Raw genomic sequence first — 17,107 nt, forward strand, 5'->3', positions numbered from 1 at the left:
CGCGCGATAGACGCGCCCGGCAATGCGGCACCGCCTGAGCGGTATGCCCCTCGCGCTCGCGTACTAGGGTGACCAGGTGGCATCCCTGAGTCGTTCCGCGCTGATCGAGGCGCTGGCTGCCGGCCGTCCCGATGACCTTCGTGGTGTGGCCGAGAACTCGTGGCTGGACTTCAAACGGTCCCCGTACGACCTGACCTCCGAAAAAGGCAGGTTCGAGCTATGCAAGGACGTGGCAGCCTTCGCCAACGACCAAGGCGGGCTGCTCGTGCTAGGTGTGGGAACGGAGAAGAAGAGCAATCAGGCGCTGGAGGTCGCCAGCGACTTCAAGCCCTTTCCACAGTGCCGGGCAGATGTTGTCCAGTATGTCGATACCCTGAACGAGTACCTGCGCCCACGCGTAGCGGTTAGCCACCACTGGTACCACGACCCTGGCCGGAGCACTGCGGGACCCAATCTGTACTACCTGGTGCTCGAGGTAGAACCCATCCCGGAGCTCTCGCGCTACGTCCTGGTCCGTAAGATGATCAACGACAAGGGCCGGTTCGCCGAGGGGCTCGCGGTCTCCGTGCGGCACGGTGACCGGACAGTCTACATGCCTTCGGAGGACGTGTACCAGCTCATCAACGAGGGTCTGCGGATGCGGGATGCCCTCCCTGCGAGTGCGCTGGTACCCGCGCAGGAACAGTGGGGAGTGGAGCCTGACCAATCCCTGGACGAACTCGAGCAGCGACAGGACTGGGCGGAGACTCCTGTCTTGCTCTGGCAGAGCTTGCCCTCCAAGCCATCGTCGCAGATCCTGCCCGGACTTCACAGCCATGACGGGATCAAGGGCGCTCTGCGTCGTCAGGACGTTCTGCGGGACTCGGGATTCAACTTCGCTGACAACACCGGGCGTCTGCAGACCCTCAGCGGTGGTCTGTTCATCGGCCGTCGACGCTGCGCGGTGTGGGTGCGGCCGGACGGCCTGATGACTGCGGGTGCGGTGGCGAACATGGACATGCTGTGCTGGGGTGCGCAGCCCCTCGCCCGGGTCCAACGCATCAACGTACACGTGGTGACTGAGATGACCCTGGAGTACTTCCGTCTTGCGGACAAGCTGGTCATCCCGCGCGTGCCAGGGCCGTGGCGCCACCGGATTGTCGTGCGCCGTTTTGGCGGCGAGCAGCCGCGTGTCTTGGCGCCCGGGGGAGGCATGATGCAGAGTTTCCTGAGTGATGCCTCGCCGCCCAGCGCGGACACCTGGGACCATACTTGGGCGGCAAACGGAGATCCGGAACGGGACGCCTACGAGGCGCTTGAGCGCTTCTACACTCTGTTCGGCGTCGATGTGGCCTCCAACCCCGACGTCGAGGGCGTCCGGGTGCTCGAGGAGCGGTTGCGGGCGAAGTGACTGCTGACGCCTTCACTGCTGCAGGTCGCAGCGGACGCACTGTTGAGACGACTGGATGCTGGGCCGATATTCGATATTCATTCCTGAGATGCTCGGCGGCCGTGTCCGTTACGCGGCCCAGGGCTCCCCCTGATCCGCTCCCGCGGCGCGAGTAGACGGGCCAGATACTCGGGAAGCTCGGTAGCTGCGAGAGGCTGAGGGAGAGGTCATCCTACCGGGCCGCATCCCCCCGGCGCAGGTGCTGACGGCTGAACTTGCGCATGCAGCATCATCACGCTACGAGGTTGAATCGTGAACTCGGATCTTGTATGTGGCTGTGGTTGCGTATATTGGACGCTGCCTTCGGCTCGATGCGACGCATCGGGCAGGCCGCAACGGGCGTACCGCCCAGTGGAGGGATTCCATGGCCGAGAACGACTGGCAGAAGGTCGCCACCACACTGCGTCGGCTTTTGGCGGGCCCGACGGAGGATCAACGCAAGCTTGCGGCTCACCTATCCGTACCCCTTGATTGCGCAACACCCAGCCCAGTGGCCGCTGCTGTTCTCCGTGCCTTCCTCGTCCGGCCCCTGCGCTTGCGGACCGTAACCACTCGGGGCAGGAATGGATGGTACACCCAGCGGCCCGACGTGGACATCGCTCCGATTGATCATCCGGAGTACGACTACCTCAGGAAGGTGGCGGTGGAGGCGGCCATGTCAGTACCCGCCTTCCACGAGATCACCAGCCGAGACCTCCTCGACGCGTGGCTGGAGGTGGCATGGGCCCGGCGCGCTGTCTCCTGCCTGGAATCTTTGCGTCCCCAGGTAGGGGATATAGCCATTGCCACCACGCGCAGGGGGGCCGACCCGCTGGTCGGGCAGATCAGCTCGATCAGTTCCAATGCCCGGCTGAACTTTCGAGGGGGCCGGGGCCGCGGGGCCTGGGTACACACCGTCCAGCGCGTGGTCCGGGCCGGTGACAGCGAGCATGCTGATCTCGAATTGGAAGCGCGGAAACAGGTAGCTGACGCCGACCGATATCCCGGACGAGTCACCACAGTTGAGCTGGAACGGTTGGCCCGATGGGCTGTCACCCGTGTGCCCTCCCGCACGGACCGAGCAGCCCTGCGGGAGGCGCTAGCAACCGCTGATGCCGAGCGTCCGATGCAAGTCGTCCTGGAGAGACACCCGTCACTGCTTGCGAGCGTAGTAACGGGGAGCCACGGAGTCTGGGTCATCCCGCAGGCATTCTTGGGAACCGGACGCATTCCCGATTTTCTCATCGCGAGCCGTACTTCTGCGGGCCTACGTTGGCATATCGTTGAGTTGAAAGCTCCGACCGAACGGCTGACGAACGTTGGGAACGGCCACGAGGTAGAGGCCCTGCGGAGGGCTATTAGTCAGATCCACGATGCACGTGACTGGCTCAAAGAAAATCTGCTGTCTGCTCGCCAGGACTATCCGGGCATCACTGTGGATGCGCGTGGCCTGATCCTTATGGGGCGGGAAGACCCGACGGACAGCGCCAGCAAGATCCGAGACCGCTGGTCAGTGGATTCCCGGATCAGCATCCGAACCTACGATTGGCTCTTGCGGGCATCGGAGCATGAGTACTCGGAGGTGTGGGGCCTCCTCGACGAGGAGACCAGAGATCTTGACCAAGACAACTGGTGAGTTCTTCCACTGTAGTCACGCTCACACCAGGCGTCTTGCCGACTGACATCGGCTTGGACCGCGCTGGCACTGACCACAGGACGCCAGGAGACGGTGAGTGTGGGCCACAGCCGCCGATGATGCAAGGTGGGTCTGCACAACATCGCGTCCGGCTGTGCCGGTGGACCCGCACGGCCGCCGTACGTAGGCGAACGACCCCGCAGCGACCAACTCGGTCCGCTCGCCGATGTCGACCCGACGCGCCAGTAGGTGCCCATGTGGCCCTGGCGGTCAGCCCGCCAGGGCGGCGACGGGCACCGCTGGCCCGCCGATCACTGCGAGAACGATCGCGATACCCGGCCCACCACGTGGTCGACCCCGGCCGACCGGACATACTCCGGAACTTGGCATCCTCGGTACGTCGGCGCTGTACGGCAGCCCCGCACCCCGAACGCCTATCCGGCCCATGCCAAATACAGCCCGAGCGCGGGCACGGCCGAGCCACTCACCAGCCCTGTCCGGTGGGAATACAACAGGCGCAGCCAGGAGTGCACCCGCACCTCTTCCCTCTGCCGTCTGCGGGTCCTGCGATGCCATGGAGGCGGCCCGGCGGGACAGCAGGCGTCCCGACCTTCCTTGACCGCCACCGCAGCGATCACCAGCGCGGCGACCGGGTCGTCCCAGCCCCAGCTCAGGGTGTCGCTGGCGACCGGGTCCACCAGCAGCACGGCGGACACGTAGGCGCACAGCAGGATCTACCTGGAGTGCGCGACCGCCGAGCCGGAGTTCACGGCAGGCGCGGCGCTGGGTGGTGGATAGCAACGGCATTACCACCAGGGAGAGTGCGGCAAGCGTGATGCCCGGCACCGAGGTGTCCGCCTGGTGTCCCGGGGCCAGGGTGCGGACGGCGTCGACGGTGACATAGGCCGCCAGCGAGAAGAAACGAGATCGCGATGACTCGCAGCACCCGCGCCTCCCTGGTGTCGCGCACCGCCGGGTCCGTCGCGGAGAATTGCCAGGCGACCGCGGCGGCCGAGGAGACCTCACGACCGAGTCGAGGTCGAATCCGACCTGGTCAGGTCGTCACAGCAGGCTCGACCGCTGCGGCCAAGGCGGTGCGGATGATGCTCAGGTCCGCAATCATCGCCTCGACTTCGGCCGGCTTGGCCGCGGGCCGGTCCTGGAGCCAGGCCACAGGGCGGCCGTGCTGGTGTCGGCCGACCGCCCTGTGGCCATGCGACCCCCTCCTGGGGGGAGCCCAGCCGCTGGACGGCGTTGGCCGCCCGCAGCGCGCTAACGGCCTACTCGGGATGGGGTCGGTGGCCGCTAGAGTTGCGATCGAGTTGGCGAGCAGTCCCCGCCGTTCGTCGGCGCAGAGTCTGGACGCTTATACCCGCCTTGCCTGCCAGAGCCAGCTGCAATTCAGTCGGTTCGCGGTAGTCCTCGACAGGACTGAAGTGCGGCGGACTCGCAGTTCGCGGACAGCAGAGGGCAGTTGGGCAGCGGGCACTGGTGAACCCCCTCCAAGCATGCTCAAGTAGACCCCTTCCAAAGAACACGCAGGTCACGAAGGGGATGTGGTCTTGAGTAGCGGACTTGCTCGGCAAGGCTTTGCCACCACGGTGTCGGCGCTGCGGCTGCGGGAGTGGCGGCTTGGTCCGGGCCAGCCTGCGGCGGTCCTTGACCAGTTCACTGACGAGGACTTCGCCTTCGTGGTGGATGACCGCGGCGATGTTCATATCCGGTCGCGAGACGGCCGGTTCTATCTCGGCTGGTTTCCCCAGGGCCGCCCCGGCGGCCCGGACGAGGGCTGGAAGATCGCTGTGTCCGGAACCGCAGAGGAGGCCGGGTACAACGTGTCCTTCACGGTCATGACACCGGCCGAGGTAGTCGCCGCAGCCGTGACCGCTGTGCTGGGCACATCCCGACCGCTGACCTGTGCGTGATCCTTCCCGGCCCGCCATACGCCCCGCCGTGCCGGGTGTCGGCTGGGGCCGCCGACACATCTGGAGAACGCCTTGCCCGAATCCAAGGACCTCACGGTCCGTGAACTGATCCAGCGGCTGAACGCTTGCAACCCCGACGCGGTGGTGCGTCTGGCGGTCAACCCCTTCTTCCCCTTCTCCCACTTCCTCGGCGAGGTCGTCGAGGGCACCGAGGACGGCGGCGGTGCGGCGGTGTTCCTCGGCGAGGCCGGTCAGCAGGGCTACCTGCCCCTGCCGGTGGCCCAAGCCCTGACCTGGCTTCCCGCCAATCCGGTCCCCTCCCGCCGCGCACGCCGCCGCGCCGCCGGATCAGAGGGCACGCAGTGACCTGAGAGGCCCCGGCCGACCTCGCCTTTCGATGCGCGTCTCGCGTCGCCCAATGACGTGGTCCTGCTGCTGTCCAAGGCTGCCGGCCTGCCGGCCAAGCCGTTTCCCGCCGCGCCTCTTCCCGGTGTTCGCCCTGCGATGCCTTCGCCTGTCCGCTTCGACTGTTCACGGAAGGTCTATGCACCTGATTCGGCTGTCCATCGGCTCCACCAGTGGAACCGCCCACTGGGGCGTCATGCTCGGCTCCCGCCCGCTGACCGTCTGCTCCACCTACTCACCCGATCTTGCGCCCACCGGCGACCACACCGCCCACTCGATCTGTCAGGCCTGCGCGCGGGCATTCCTCATCCTCACCGCGGCCGAGCACGCCCCCGGCCCCGCGCTGCTGGCATCCGGCGCCGGAGCCCGGGCCGCCGGTCACCTGGCTATCCCCGGCCACCTGCGAGGCTACTGTGGGAAGAGCCTGGATAGGCGGCCGGCAACGGCGGGCAAGGCCTGTGCCAACTGCACAAGACTGGCCTCCTCGCTCACGGCCTTTCTCCAGTCAGCGGACGGGCTGGTCCTGCCGCCGGCCGCGCCGTGCCACAGTGCGGAACCCGTGCTGTGGGCGCTGCGGGGCCGGGCGGACCTGACCACGGGCCACCGCCGTAACGCGGCGACCGGCAGGGCGTTCTGCGGGCAGCCGCTGTGGGGCGAGAACCCCGGCGCACTGCGCGAGTGCAGCGCCTGCCTGCGCCACTACACCGAGGCAGCCGAGGTGCGGCTGCAACTCACCGTGCCGCACATGCGCAATGCGGCCGAGGGCGGGGCCCCTGACGACGCTGAGGAGCTTCGCGACCGAGCCGCTGCCTTGCGGGTCGGCGATGCCTTCACCGTGAGCGGCTGTCCGGATGAGCACCGGGTGGTGGCCGTGACCGATCTCGGTGAGAGCCAGCTGGATGTGTTGGTCTACGTGCCGGGACCGGAGCAGGTCCTCGATGTCCGCGTCCCGCGCGACCGGCTGGTCACCATCCGCCGCCGGCCGAGATCCAGTTGAGCCGCGCCGCTGCTGTGAGGGACGTGCAGCGGCGGTCCGCCACCTCTGTGCTGGTGGTGACCGAGAAGACAACAGGTGAGCCCTGTCCCGGTGATGACCGGGGCAGGGCTCACCTGCGTGGTAGGTGCGGGAAGCGTGGGGAGCGCGGTGGCCGGGCTCACAGGGTGGTGCCGGCGAAGGTTCCGTCGAAGCCGAGCGCGGCCAGTCCGGCGTCCCGGGTGGTGTGCACGGCCTCGGTGGGGCCGCTGAACTGGTCGAACCACCGGCCGCTCAGAGCGGGCTCGTAGGTTTCGTGGCCGCTGCGGCAGCGGCGCCAGATGCGGTCGCCGACGTTGAGCAGCAGCCAGTCGCGGTCGACCCCGCACTGCGGGCACCTTTGTACGGTGCCGTCGATGACGAGCGGCTGCGGCCAGCGCATCATCCGGCCGGCTACCTCCGCCGGCGGGCGCAGCTCCTGGGGAAGGAAACCGTCCTCGCCCATCGGGGCGGCCGACGGCGTCTGCCCGGCCTGCGGCGTCTGCTGTGCGGGAGCGGTGGTGGTGGGCTGGGGCTGCTGCTGGGCCCGCCGGGCACGGCGGGCGCGGACACGTCGGAACATCGGCTGCCTCCTGGCGGGTCGGGGCAAGATCTCCTGATCTTCCACGGGCGCGTATGGGGCCGTCTACTCACAAAACCGTGAAGCTCACCGGCGCCGGTGCAGCGGGCCCGGCTCGTGGCCGGGTGCTGCCTCAGCGGACGGGAGGGAGGCGGCTGAACGCTTCGTTCCCCGTGCTGTCTCGCCGGCGGCGGGGAGGTTGGCGATGCGGCGCAGCCGCCAGATCAGCACGTCGCTCAGCGCGTGGGCGCTGGCCAGTTCGCGCTGGCCGACGGCCTGGGCCAGCAGTGCGGACGGGTCGTGACCGGTGCCCTCGGCGTCGGCCAGGGTGGCGGCCAGCGCCGGCCAGCTCGCCTCGTCCAGAACCCGTTGCGCGAGCTGGGGCAGTGCGGTGCGGACGGCGTCGGCGAGCCGGTCTCGCTCCGGTGACGGAAGGTGCCGGCCGCGCTGACGGAGGGCTGCCATGGGTGAGGCGGAGGCCTGAGCATAGGCGGCGCGCAGATGCTGTGACGCCTGCCGGGCGGCGGCGGCCTGCTGGGCGTGCCGGTTCTTCGCATGCCAGCGGGCGGAGGCGATGGCCAGGAAGATCAGCATGTCGATCAGCATCGCGGAAGCACCGGCGTCCTCCCCGCGGCCCATGGCCGGTCCGCCCAGCACCAGTTCCCTTGCCGCTCGCCGCAGCGCCTGGTCGTGGCGGCGCCGGGCCCGCAGGTGGAAGCGGGTGGCCCGCTCGAAAGCGAAGGCCGCCTCGCGCAGCTGGCGGCGAGTGTGGGCGGCGGAGGTCTTTGCGAGCGCATCGAGGACTTCCCCGGCTCCGGCCAGCTGGGCGGCCACCGCCGCGTCCCCGCCGTGTTCGATGATCAGCACTGCTGCCCAGACCGCCTGGGTGGCCGCCTTCCTGGCAGCTGCGGCACTGCGCCGGGAGCGTGCGGTGCGGCCACCGTTGCCCGCATGCGCCGTGCCGTCCGGGGCCGGTGCGGGCCTTGTGGAGAGCCGCTCGCGGATGCGGGGCAGGGACAGGTCGGGGGCGAGCTTGGAGCCGGAGTAGAACACCGGCTCACCTGCTCGGTTGCGGTCATCGGGCAGGGCCACGGTGTAGCCCAGCAGATCCCCCGAGGGGGCGGTGCGGCGGCGCACCAGCAGCCCGGCGCCGGCCAGGCGGGCGAAGAACTCCTCCTCAACCCGCGCCCCGGCGACCGCCTGGCGGACCGCTTCGCGCAGTTCCTCCCGTGCGGTGCGCTGCCGCTGGTGCCGCCTGGCCTTGTGGCGTTCCGCACTGGTGGGGCGGCGGGCCGCCGTGCCGTCCCCGGTGTTGAGGCGGCGCAGACCGTAGTCTTCCTCGACCCGGCGGGCCTCGGCCTGGACCCGGGCGGCGTCCCGGTGGAATCGGGGTGTGCGTCCGTCTTCGCGGACCAGGGTGGCGACGATGTGGATGTGGTCTTCGGCATGCCGCACGGCCACCCAGCGGCACGCGGCGTCGTCGCCCTTCGGGGCGATGCCAGCGGCGGTGACCATGCGCTGGGCGATCTCGGCCCACTGCCGGTCGGTGAGCACGGGGTCTTCCGGAGCGGCGCGGACCGACAGGTGCCACACGTGCCGCTGGGGCCGGCGGGGTTCGGGGCGGGCGAGGACGGGCTGGTCCAGCAGCTGCTGAAGCTGCGCCAGGGTGGCGTCCGGGTCGCGGCCGGGGTCGGGGGCCAGCCCGTCCCAGGCGGCCACCAGATGGGGGTCGATGTGTTCCTCGTGGGTTCCGGGGCCGTAGAGGTAGTGCAGCAGCCCGATGGTGCGTCGGCCCCGTTTGTGGACCTGGGGTATCACGCGGGCCGCCCGCCCTGCAGTTCCGTGACGGCCGTGACGGCGTCGTCGGCCCGGCGGGCAGCCTGCTGCACGGCCTTCAGCACCGCCTCGGTGTGCGGGGCGTCGGCTCCGGAGTTGAGCGCCTTGGCGACCTGGTTGAGGTTGGTACCGATCCGGCCCAGATGCCGGCGGACGGCGAACAGCTCGGACAGGATCTCCCGCTCCGTGGCGATCACCGCCTGGGTGCGGTCCAGGTCGCGGGCGGCGTTCAGCGCGGCATGGGCGAGGAAGGCGGCCACGCTCATCCGGCAGGAGGCCGCTGCCTCGGCCAGCATCTGGAATTCTTCTTCGGACATGCGGCAACTGGGCTGGTGCACGCGCTTCTTCTCTCCGCGCAGCCGCTGGCGTGGCCGGCGGCGCGGCGGAGTGGGAGCGGCGTGCGGGCAGGTGACGGTGTGGCACGACTGCTCGGCCGCCCCTTCGCGGTGCGGTCCGCCCTCGGCCGCATCCCCGCGGACCGGTGCCCCCTGGCTCCGGTCCCCTCCCGCCACCCCTGGGGCGGGGGAGGCAAGTGCATTGCTCCCGGTGGGAGCAATGCACTTGCTATATCTTGCTCGGGTTCGGTCCGGTCCCAGGTCCTGGTCGCGGTCCGCGGGTGTCGGGGCGGGGCTCGTCATCGATGCTCCTCCTGGAGCCGGAGGATGTGCTGGGCGCGGGCGGCAAGGGCGAGCAGCTCCTGCGGACCGTCCAGCACCTGCGGCACGCAGGCGGGGCGGTGCTGGATGAGCCACTGGCCGCCGGGAAGGGCAACGGCGGCGTGCAGCAGACCGCGGCGGACCAGGACCTCCGCCCAGGCGTGGGCTTCTGCGTCACCGGCCGGTCGTCCGGCGCGGGAGGTGGGCATGTGCGGCTCCTTCGTCGGGGCGGTGGTCCGGCGGACCGGTAACGGCCTGCCGGATCACCAGGTGCGATGGGGCGGGGTCAGCGGCAGATGCGGCAGCGGTCCAGGTGGGTGTTGAGCGCGCGGGCCATGGAGCGGCGGCAGTTCGCCGCGCGGACCGGGTTCACGGTGGCGGCCCGGTGCCCGGACAGGGCCGCGGTATTGGACAGGAAGGCCAGCTGCCGCTCGAAGCGGGCGCGGATGTAGGCGAACTGGCTGCACCGGGTGCGGGTCACCGGGGCCTCCTTCTCCGAAGGCTGTTCGTTCACAGGGGGATCTCGGTCCGCAGGCGCTGCAGGAGCGGTCCGATGCGGTCGTTGCCGAGGCGGATGTCGTGGCTGCGCAGCACCTGGCGGAGCAGGACCCGGGTAAGGCGCCCCTCGCGCTCGGCCACCTCACGGACCAGAGGCAGCAGGCGCTGGAGGGTCTCCTCCTCGGACTCGTCCTCGCTCGCGGACCGGTCCGCGCCGGGAGGGGCGGTGCCGGTCCCGGACCGTGCCCGGTCCGCGCCGAGGGCTGCGGACCGTTCCGCTCCGGGAACTCCGGCCCGGTCCGCAGGCTCCGCACCGGTCCGGTCCGCATCGGGTGCGGACGTCGGCTCCAGGGTTTGCGCGGACCGGTCCGCCGGCGGACCGTCCGGGGAGGACGCGCGGTCCCGGTCTGGACCGGCACCGGGGATCACGGTCCGCCGGACCGGTCCGTCCGCAGGTGCCGATTCGCGGTCTGCACCGGGTACTGCGGACCGGGTTTCGCGCACCGCCGTGGCGGACCGGTTCGCCCGTGCCGGGGTTCCACGGTCCGCTGCGGGAGCCGGTCCGGACCGCCCAGAGGGCTCCGGACGGTCCGCGTATGTCACCGCTGCGGCCGGACCGGTCCTGGTGCCGGGACCGGCCGGCGTCAGGAGCCGTGCCCCGGACCGGTCCGCGGGCCAGGACGGAGCGGCGGCCGTTGCGGACCGGTCCCCAGCCGCAGCGTCCGGCGGCTGCTGCGACACCGCCCACCACGGCGGGGTGCCCATGGGAACGAGCTGCTCCGGTTGCGGACTGTCGGAGCCGTTGGCTGCGGACCGGTCCGGACCGTGGTGGTCCGGGCGGTGGCTGCTGCCGGTGGGGTGGTGGCGGGTGATCAGGATGTAGAGGTGGACTGCGCCGGCCAGGGCGAGTGGGGCGAGGGTGGACAGGATGGCCACGACGCTGTCCCCCAGGCGCAGACCGGTGGTCACGGTCTGCTGGTTCAGCCGGATGGCGTGCAGGGCGTTGGCCCAGATGCTGGCGGCGGTGGCCCCGGCGAACAGCGTCCACACGTACAGCCGGGCACGCAGCGGTGCGGTCGCCATCACCAGCAGGGCCCGTACGCCGTAGGCGATGAACCCGTCGATGACCAGGGGGAAGAGGTAGGTCAGCATGCCGCGCACGTGGATGGCGACGGCCATCTGCTGCAGCGCGTCGTACGACAGGGCGCAGCCCGCCGTGCCCAGGGCGATGATCGCGATCCGGTCCCAGGCGCCGACCGGGGCGATGGTGGTGGGGGAGGGCTGTCTCATGCGGCCTCGCCGAGGGCGCGGCGCAGCCGGCGGGCGGTGCCCTTGCCCCGCACCGGCACGTCCTTGGCCTCCGAGCGTGCCTTCTTGGCCCCCGTCGCCGTCTTGGCGCCGGATTCCTCGATCAGGCCCCACAGCCGGTCGCGTTCGGTGAGCTCGTGCTCGGCCCGCCGCAGCAGGTCGCGGGCCCACTTGTAGCGCAGGCGCAGAACGGTGGCCAGGCGGTGGGCGCTCCAGCCGCGCACATACGCGTGACGGGCGATCATCTTGCGTTCGCTCGGACTCAGGTGCACCCACCGGCCGCTGAGCACCGAGCGGATGCGGGCGTAGTCCAGGCGGTGCTCGATCTCGGCGTGCAGCGGGGCGCGTTCGGCCGCGGTCAGCCCGCCCCACACTCCGTCCTTGCTTACGGAGTCCAGCGCCGCCTCCAGGCAGGTGCGACGCACCGGGCAGCGGGCGCAGATCTGCTTGGCGCGGGTGATGGCGACCAGGTCACGCGGGGTGGGGAAGAAAATCGCATCGGACTGCTCGGCGTCCATGTCCCGGCACGCGGCCTCGAGGTGCCAGGTGCGGTCCGCCAGCGCCCGCAGGGGCAGGACAGCGCCGTCGTCGCTGCCCGTGGTGGATTCATGCATGGGTAGGGTCTCCTCATCGCCCCGGCGGCCAGGTGCGCCGCAGCTCGGCGGCCGGACCGGCGGCAGGCCGGGGCGAAGGCGGTTCGGGGGCGCGGCGGCCGGCCGCGCCCGGGGAAGTGGGGGCCGCTCTAGGCGGGCTGGTGGCGGCGCCGGTCGGGGCCGGTCAGGGCGATCTGGGCGCACATGCCGGCCAGACGCGAGGCGACGCGATCCCCCAGGCGTTCCCGCAGCACCGGCTGGCCCGGCGGCATGCCGGGGGTGCGCGCGGGGGCGAGGTTGGAGGTGATCAGCGTCGGCAGCTGGTGGGCGTAGCGCCAGTTGACCAGCCGGTAGGTGATCTCCTCGGTCCACTCCGTGGTCCGCGCCGCACCCAGGTCGTCCAGCAACAGCAGCGGGGTCCGCATGGTGCGCTGCAGCAGCGACTCCGGATCCATCCCCTCCCGGGGGCGGGTCCGCGCGTACAGGTCCGCGGCCGTGGTGGCCTGCCAGCGCACCCCCAGCCCGGCAGCCGTGAGCGCCCGGATGGCGCCGTACGCCTGCCAGGTCTTCCCCGTGCCGGTCGGTCCGAGCAGCAGCAGCGAGGGGCCGGTGGTGATCTGCCTGCGCCCGGCGTCGTTGCTCCCCGGCGGAACCGCCGCAGCCGCAACCTGCGCCACCCAGGCGGTGATCCCGCGGTGCTCGGCGGTCGCGTCCCGGAAGGCGGCCGGGATCCTGGCCTGCGCCGCGACCAGTGCGGGCACCGGCTCGGACCGTTCCGGCAGCGGCGCGGACAGATCCAGTCCCATCGCCTCCGCCTTGGCCTGCAGCCGGGCCATCAGCCGCGCGTTGCCCACCGGCTGCGGCAGCGCCCGCCGTACCGGCCTCACGCTCCTCACAGCGCCTCCTCGTACACCGAGGCGTCCGCCGGATTCGTCCACGGCTGGTAGGCCTGCCGCACGGCAGCCCACGGACCGGCCGGCACCACGGCCGACGGCGGATCGGAGGCCGGCGAGGCGTTGACCACCTCGTGCACCAGGCTCGGCAGCACGCTCGGGTGCAGGCCCTTGGCACGCTGCCGCTCCAGCGCCACCCGCAGGGCCTCCGCCTCGAAACCCTCCTCCAGCAGCGTGCGGACCTGGCGGCCCAGATGCCCCAGGACATCCTTGGGCGGGCGCCGGACGCAGGCGGTGACGTACTCGGCCAGCAGGCTGCCGGCCGAGACCTCCTGCGAGACGGTCCCCGGCGCGGGCGCGGAGCGCCCCGAAGGAACAGATCCAGGATCCAAGATCCTAGATCCAGACACCGAGCCCTCGACGAACCCTCGACGAGCCTCCTGCGATTCCCCCACGACACTCGGCTGACCTGGGCTTTCTCCCCATGCCAGGGATGGGGCGGCCGAGGACTCCGCCATCACAGGCAGACTGCCGCTCACCGGGGGCCCGGCGAGGTGCGAATCGGGCTCAATCGGGTGATCGGGGACTCCCGTACGGCTCGTCGAGCCCTCGACGAGCCGCTCGGAAGCGGGCGCCGGTCCGGGCGAAGGAGGCGCCACCACGGGCGCCACCGGAGCCGGCGAGGCCGAGCGGGAGCAGGATGCTTCACCGCAGCCGCCGCACCGCAGCGCCGCTTGGTGGACCGGGCAGCGCGGAGAACGCGGGGCCGAGGGGCGGTCGATCCGCTGGTGGCGCTCCCAGGTCACGATGTGTCCGTATGTCCGGCCGTCGCAGCCGCTGTAGCGGCAGATCAGCCCGGCTCGCGCCAGCTGGTCCAGGTCGCCCTCGACGTGGGCGGGGGTGTGCTCCGGACGCAGCGGCCACAGCCGCCCGGCGATGATCGCTGGATGATCCCGGAACCGTCCCTGGTCATCGGCCAGGGTCAGGAGTCCAACGAAGGTGCGCTCCGCGGTGAGGGAGACCTCCGCCAACGACTCGGAGATAAACATCTCCGGCTTCACGGTGCGTATCCGGGCCATCAGGCAGCCCTTCCGTCCAGCAGCGCGGTCCGCAGGTGGAAGGTGCGCGGCTGCTGCCAGCCCGCGTCCGGATACGTCCGGATGATGCACCGCGCAGCGGTCAGCACCTGCGCTCGGGTGAGGACCACGGGCGCTCCGGCCTCATCCAGGGCCGTCACCTCCAGGTGCGGCCACCGGGTGTGCGGACCCTGCAGCCCCACCTGAAGTGAAGCGGCGCCCGGAATCATCTCTGACAAGAACTCGGCCAGCCGACGTGCCCGCGGACTGGAGCAGGCAGGTCCACGAGGGACGTTCAGCCCTTTGTTCAGGGCAGCGGACATGCAACACTCTCCCTACAAAGCCGCCCCGGGTATTCCCGAGCCAAGGGCCGAGGCGGTGGTGTACAGGTGATCTCGCGCCCCTGCCGGGGGCGGGAGTGTCATCGGCCGTCCGGCGCCTGAGAGTTCCCGCTCTCAGGCGCCGGAGGCGTGTTGTGGGCCCAGACCCACCCGGGGCGGTGGTGCGCGTCCCGCCATTACCTTCGATCTCCCTCTTTCGGCGGGGCCGGAATGCTCCGCATCGGCCAGCAACATATGCACACTGCCGGACAGTGATCCAGCCCCAGCTCTACAAATCCTGAATGTCCCGCGACGTAAGCAGCCCTTAGGGTGCCTGCGGCAAAATCCCCTGCGGAAGAGTTCCTGGGGTCGATGGCGTCACACCGCCATAGGGCTCCGCAGGAAGACTGAGGGGGTTGGCCGGGCGACGTTGCAGGTGCTGGCCACGGCGGTGAACACCTGGCCAGGGGCTGTAGCGGCGTCCGACGGCTCAGTGCTCAGTGCCCGGTCCAGCCCGGAGGGAAGGAAAGCGGAACCCGTGCACAACCTCATCGTGCACGCTCCCTTCTCACCCGGAACCGCGGCGGAATCGCCGGTAAAACGGACCCTATAAAGGCCAAACATCGCCGGTCAACAGCTCCGGGTGCGGTCTGCCGTGGAAGCGCTTCCATCTCCGCTCTCCGCAGCCGGGAAGGACTATAGGTCGAAGGGCTAACCCTCTTTGTTTCCCGGGGACTTGGCTGTGTGCCGCAGACTCACGAAGCGCCCCGATACTCGCCGGGCAGGATGTGGTAGGCGGTTAAATACTCTTCGTAACCGGCAAATATTTGCCGGTTCTCGAAAAGCGGCAAGTTTTTGCCGCTTTCTCGCGGTTCTACTGTCCTGGGCATCCCGGTGTCCCCCGGTTGGATGGTCTTGGCTGGAAATGCCTGGTTTGCTCCGGCATCCTGCTTGTGCGTCGCGCGAGGGCACCACGGAAGGGGCGTGCCATGACAGTCCGGAACGAAACACGGTCGGCCGGTGATGGGTCGCCCCCGGAAGGACTGATGGGGCTGGCACCTCTGATGCGGGCCTGGCGGGCTGCTGCCGGCGAGCGGCTTGGCCTCGGCAAGCCACTGACCCAAGAACAACTCGCGGCCCGGGCTGACGTCAGCCTGCGCTGGGTACGCAACCTGGAGCACGGCCTGCCGGTCAGGCCCAAGCCTGAGGTGCTCGAGCGGCTCGCGGATGTCCTCGGGCTGGACCGCTCCCAGCGAGCCACCCTGTACCTGTACACCTCACGTACCCTGCCGCTGGTCACCGAAGTGGAAGAACCCGCCGCGCAGGCACTGCGGATCCTGCTGGACACCCTGATGCCCCACCCGGCCACCATCACCAGCAGCACCTGGGACATCCTCGGCTACAACGACGCGGCCGGGGACTGGTTCCCCTGGGTCCAGGAGCCCGGCGCCAATGTCATGCGCTGGTTCCTCCTCGATCCCGAAGCCCGCGACCAGCTCAGCGACTGGCACCGGCACGCCAGCGACATGATCGGCATGCTCCGCGTCTCCCACGCCCAGCACCCCGACGATCCCGAATTCGTGGCGTTGCTGGNCCAGCACCCCGACGATCCCGAATTCGTGGCGTTGCTGGAGGAGGTCCTCATGGACCCCGAGTGCCTACGGATCTGGCAGCGTGAGCAGCGGGTACACGAGAATGACAACACCCACATGCGTGCCCTTCTGCCCGGCCATGGGATGGAGGAGGTCACCGCGCTCGTGCACGTGCTCTATCCGGCCAGTAGCCCCACTACTCGGGTCGTGATCTTCACCCAACTTCCCGATGACACCGACCCTCAGGCCAGCACCGACGAGCCAGATTGGATCGGTGACCCCGTCACCGTGGCCACACCGGAGGAAGCTGTCCGCCTCGCAGGGCCCGGGGCCGTTCCTCTTCCGGAGCTGAGTAAGCTCGCCCCCGACGATGTCCGTCTCACGCTGTCCACCGACCACCGCACCGTCGTACGCGCGACCCCGCAGCGCAACGGGCGCTGGGCCGTCTCCGAAGTCCCCGCATTCAGCGTCCTGGTCAACCTCCGGCATGCCGCGGCCATCCCGCAGGCCCGTGCCGAATTCAAGGCCGTCACCCGCGCTGTCCTGCCGGCCGAACCGGCCCGCGCCGTCGCACGTCTCGATCCCCTGCGTGACCAGTACAGCCATCTTCTCCAGATCCTCACCGAGCTGCGCAGGGAACTTACTGCCGAGGAACTGAAGCCTCCCGCTTCGTAACAATCCTCGGCGAACCCGGTTCCTTACTGACCATCAACCGTGCCCGGGGCAGGGCGGACCGGCCGCAGGTCACGGCAGGGTGCGGTCTGCGGCGGGTGCGGGTTGGGTCGGTTGCGGAGTGGTGTGGGGGAGCAGGGCCAGGCGGTGGCCGGGGCCGGGCTGGTGGGCGATGGTGTCGCCTCGGTGCTGGAAATGGGTGGCGAAGTACCGGCCGGCCCGGTAGGCGTCCAGCCCGGCCCGGCAGTAGGCGACCATGCCGCCCGGCAGCGCATCCAGTGGCCACCAGCCCATCTCGCTGCACAGGTGCGGCTCGGTGATGTGCGGCTGCCCCTGCCAGCGGCGGGCTTCGAAGAAGAAGCCGGTGCGGGCCTGCCCGGCCGGGCTGCGGTGGTGCACCACCACGGCTGCTCGCACCTCGGCGGGGTCGATCAGGACGCCGGTCTCCTCCCGCGCTTCTCGCACGGCGGCGTCGAGGATCGTCTCGTGCGGGCCGTCGAGGTGGCCGGAGGGCAGGTGGAGCAGGCCGCTTGCGTAGACCTCACCGGCCCGGCGAGTCAGCAGCACCTCCCCGCCGCGGCGCAGGATGACGTGGACATCGACCGGTTCGCTGTGCCGTCGCGGTGATCGGGGTTGAGGCACGGTTCGCCCTTCCAATGAGGAAGCATCGCCGCGGGGTGCGCAGCCGCGGCGTGCG

General features: G+C 70.3%; 17 protein-coding genes and 1 pseudogene. 6 read left to right on the forward strand and 12 right to left on the reverse strand.

Translation table 11 applies throughout. From position 1 onward, the window contains the following. Positions 1-76: 76 nt before the first annotated feature. Both GQS09_RS00770 and GQS09_RS00775 read left to right on the forward strand, forming a co-directional pair. The gene (locus tag GQS09_RS00770) at positions 77-1,390 is read left to right on the forward strand and encodes a helix-turn-helix domain-containing protein (RefSeq protein ID WP_165983977.1); all 1,314 of its coding nucleotides are present in this window, start codon (positions 77-79) and stop codon (positions 1,388-1,390) included. 403 nt (positions 1,391-1,793) lie between these two features. Continuing rightward, positions 1,794-3,044 carry a Shedu anti-phage system protein SduA domain-containing protein gene (locus GQS09_RS00775; RefSeq protein ID WP_165983978.1) on the forward strand — a complete coding sequence of 417 codons (1,251 nt, stop codon included), beginning with the start codon at positions 1,794-1,796 and terminating at the stop codon, positions 3,042-3,044. A 484-nt stretch (positions 3,045-3,528) separates the two neighbouring features. Here GQS09_RS00775 and GQS09_RS28915 read toward each other — a convergent pair. After that, positions 3,529-4,094 (reverse strand): annotated as a pseudogene (locus GQS09_RS28915) (cation transporter); the annotation flags it as partial. 512 nt (positions 4,095-4,606) lie between these two features. Here GQS09_RS28915 and GQS09_RS00785 point away from each other — a divergent pair. The 3 genes from GQS09_RS00785 to GQS09_RS00795 all read left to right on the forward strand — a co-directional run bounded on the left by GQS09_RS00785 (position 4,607) and on the right by GQS09_RS00795 (position 6,371). Further along, positions 4,607-4,969, forward strand: coding sequence for a DUF317 domain-containing protein (locus GQS09_RS00785; protein ID WP_165983980.1), 363 nt, complete (start codon positions 4,607-4,609; stop codon positions 4,967-4,969). Between the two features lie 72 nt (positions 4,970-5,041). Then, positions 5,042-5,335, forward strand: coding sequence for a hypothetical protein (locus tag GQS09_RS00790; protein WP_165983981.1), 294 nt, complete (start codon positions 5,042-5,044; stop codon positions 5,333-5,335). Between the two features lie 178 nt (positions 5,336-5,513). Further along, a complete protein-coding gene (locus GQS09_RS00795; RefSeq protein ID WP_165983982.1) occupies positions 5,514-6,371 on the forward strand; it encodes a hypothetical protein in 858 nt (285 codons plus the stop codon). Positions 6,372-6,528: 157 nt separating this feature from the next. Here GQS09_RS00795 and GQS09_RS00800 read toward each other — a convergent pair whose 3' ends face one another. From GQS09_RS00800 to GQS09_RS30200, 10 genes are all read right to left on the reverse strand, one after another. Further along, complete coding sequence (locus GQS09_RS00800) at positions 6,529-6,969, reverse strand: hypothetical protein (protein ID WP_243760988.1); 441 nt, start codon at positions 6,967-6,969, stop codon at positions 6,529-6,531. An 84-nt stretch (positions 6,970-7,053) separates the two neighbouring features. Then, a complete protein-coding gene (locus GQS09_RS00805) occupies positions 7,054-8,784 on the reverse strand; it encodes a relaxase/mobilization nuclease domain-containing protein (protein ID WP_165983983.1) in 1,731 nt (576 codons plus the stop codon). Beyond that, positions 8,781-9,140 (reverse strand): plasmid mobilization protein, encoded by a 360-nt coding sequence (locus GQS09_RS00810; protein WP_399552370.1) that lies wholly within the window; start codon positions 9,138-9,140, stop codon positions 8,781-8,783. The genes GQS09_RS00805 and GQS09_RS00810 overlap by 4 nt, the downstream gene beginning before the upstream one ends. A gap of 296 nt (positions 9,141-9,436) precedes the next feature. Further along, positions 9,437-9,667: a hypothetical protein gene (locus GQS09_RS00815; protein WP_165983985.1), complete on the reverse strand. Its 231-nt coding sequence runs from the start codon at positions 9,665-9,667 to the stop codon at positions 9,437-9,439. A 77-nt stretch (positions 9,668-9,744) separates the two neighbouring features. Next, entirely contained in the window at positions 9,745-9,939 is a 195-nt protein-coding gene (locus GQS09_RS00820; RefSeq protein ID WP_165983986.1) for a hypothetical protein, read from the reverse strand. 29 nt (positions 9,940-9,968) lie between these two features. Beyond that, on the reverse strand, positions 9,969-11,246 hold the full coding sequence (locus GQS09_RS00825; protein WP_165983987.1) for a DUF2637 domain-containing protein: 1,278 nt from the start codon (positions 11,244-11,246) through the stop codon (positions 9,969-9,971). Continuing rightward, the gene (locus GQS09_RS30195) at positions 11,243-11,878 is read right to left on the reverse strand and encodes a WhiB family transcriptional regulator (protein ID WP_279577674.1); all 636 of its coding nucleotides are present in this window, start codon (positions 11,876-11,878) and stop codon (positions 11,243-11,245) included. Before GQS09_RS30195 ends, GQS09_RS00825 begins: the two co-directional genes overlap by 4 nt. A gap of 128 nt (positions 11,879-12,006) precedes the next feature. Further along, positions 12,007-12,693 (reverse strand): ATP-binding protein, encoded by a 687-nt coding sequence (locus GQS09_RS00835; RefSeq protein ID WP_165984004.1) that lies wholly within the window; start codon positions 12,691-12,693, stop codon positions 12,007-12,009. 56 nt (positions 12,694-12,749) lie between these two features. Continuing rightward, positions 12,750-13,829, reverse strand: coding sequence for a hypothetical protein (locus GQS09_RS00840; protein WP_165983988.1), 1,080 nt, complete (start codon positions 13,827-13,829; stop codon positions 12,750-12,752). Further along, the gene (locus tag GQS09_RS30200) at positions 13,829-13,957 is read right to left on the reverse strand and encodes a hypothetical protein (RefSeq protein ID WP_279577675.1); all 129 of its coding nucleotides are present in this window, start codon (positions 13,955-13,957) and stop codon (positions 13,829-13,831) included. The genes GQS09_RS00840 and GQS09_RS30200 overlap by 1 nt, the downstream gene beginning before the upstream one ends. 1,235 nt (positions 13,958-15,192) lie before the next feature. Here GQS09_RS30200 and GQS09_RS00845 point away from each other — a divergent pair. Beyond that, complete coding sequence (locus GQS09_RS00845; protein ID WP_165983989.1) at positions 15,193-16,413, forward strand: helix-turn-helix transcriptional regulator; 1,221 nt, start codon at positions 15,193-15,195, stop codon at positions 16,411-16,413. 69 nt (positions 16,414-16,482) lie between these two features. On the opposite strand, the gene GQS09_RS00850 is transcribed toward GQS09_RS00845, so the two are convergent. Further along, complete coding sequence (locus GQS09_RS00850) at positions 16,483-17,052, reverse strand: NUDIX domain-containing protein (RefSeq protein WP_165983990.1); 570 nt, start codon at positions 17,050-17,052, stop codon at positions 16,483-16,485. Positions 17,053-17,107 lie beyond the last annotated feature (55 nt).

Source organism: Streptomyces sp. YIM 98790 (assembly GCF_011421595.1).
GTDB lineage: Bacteria > Actinomycetota > Actinomycetes > Streptomycetales > Streptomycetaceae > Streptomyces.